We start from the raw sequence: 1,232 nt of genomic DNA, 5'->3' as shown, positions 1-1,232 counted from the left end.
GTGCGGATTCAATCGGTCAACGCAACACACTGTTCAAATCGTTGAGCCGGTGTTTGGTAGTGTAGCGTCTTCCTGGGGCGCTCGTTGAGTCGTCTGGCTACCGCGTCGAGTTGCTCTTGCGAATACGTGGAAATATCTAATCCCTTGGGGAAATACTGGCGCAACAGGCCGTTGGTATTTTCATTTGAACCGCGCTGCCATGGATTCTGTGGATCGCAAAAATAGACCTGGATGTCGGTGGCCAACGTAAAGCGTTTATGCCCGGCCAGCTCGCTGCCACGATCCCACGTCAGTGACTTATACAGTTCCTGGGGCAGCCTGCGGGCATTGTCGATCAATGCGTTGACCACCGTGTCGGTATTCTTGGCCGCGACCTTGATCAGCATGACATAGCGCGTCTGGCGTTCGACCAAGGTCACGATCTGGCTGTTGTGGCTGCCGCAGAGCAGGTCGCCCTCCCAATGCCCGGGCACCGCTCGATCCGCTGCCGTCGCTGGACGCTCGCTGATCGGCACGGCGTCGACAATTCTGCCATGGTTATCTGTCTTTTGGGTGTGATGACGAGAGCGGCGCATGGCGCGCGTCCGGCGCAAGTGCTCCAGCAGCTCCTTCTTTAAGGCGCCTCGGGCCTGGATATAGAGGCTGCGGTAAATGGTTTCGTGCGACACGTGATACTCCTCGTGGCTCGTGAACAGCTGCTTGAGCCAGCCAGCAATCTGTTCCGGCGACCACTGCAATTGGAGCTTGCTGGCAACCATGTTGGCCAGCATGCGGCTCTCCGTCAACTTACAAGGTTTGGGGCGGCGCGCCTGATCCCAAGCATGCTGATCCGCCTGAGTCGCACGATATGCTTCGCGGCCACCATTGCGGCTGAGTTCCCTGCTGATGGTCGATGGTGCTCGGCCAAGGCGCCTGGCAAGGGCGCGGATGGATAGGCCGGTAACGATGGCACGCGATACCTCCTCGCGCTCGGCCAGTGTTAGCGCCAGTCTGGAACGGCGTCGCGGCGCTGGCCGTATGCCACCAGACTCAGCCAGAATCCGCTGTATCGATGAGTGATTCCGATCAAATAGCTGGGCTATCATCTGCAGGGAATCGCCTTGCTTCCAACGTTCCCACATCAAGGCCTTCTGCGTCTCGGTGTAATAAATACGTGGTTTCTGTTTCATCTTCAACACTCCTGTAACCTAGACATTTAGGTTAGAGTGTTGCGACCACCGATTGAATCCGCA

1 protein-coding gene is annotated in these 1,232 nt (G+C 57.5%); it reads right to left on the bottom strand.

Features of this window, described 5'->3' with window-relative positions; translation table 11 throughout:
* Positions 1 to 8: 8 nt before the first annotated feature.
* Positions 9 to 1,169 (bottom strand): IS30 family transposase, encoded by a 1,161-nt coding sequence (locus OX459_RS28030; RefSeq protein WP_289907522.1) that lies wholly within the window; start codon positions 1,167 to 1,169, stop codon positions 9 to 11.
* Between the last annotated feature and the right edge of the window lie 63 nt (positions 1,170 to 1,232).

Origin of the sequence: Janthinobacterium sp. SUN026, assembly GCF_030397625.1 — a bacterium.
Classification (GTDB): Bacteria; Pseudomonadota; Gammaproteobacteria; order Burkholderiales; family Burkholderiaceae_D; genus Janthinobacterium; species Janthinobacterium kumbetense.
The sequence above is the reverse complement of the archived record's forward strand: the minus strand, read 5'-3'. Positions and strand labels throughout refer to the sequence as shown.

Excerpts from the sequence above, each read along its gene's own strand:
- OX459_RS28030 (WP_289907522.1), bottom strand. The coding sequence starts at position 1,169 with ATGAAACAGAAACCACGTATTTATTACACCGAGACGCAGAAGGCCTTG.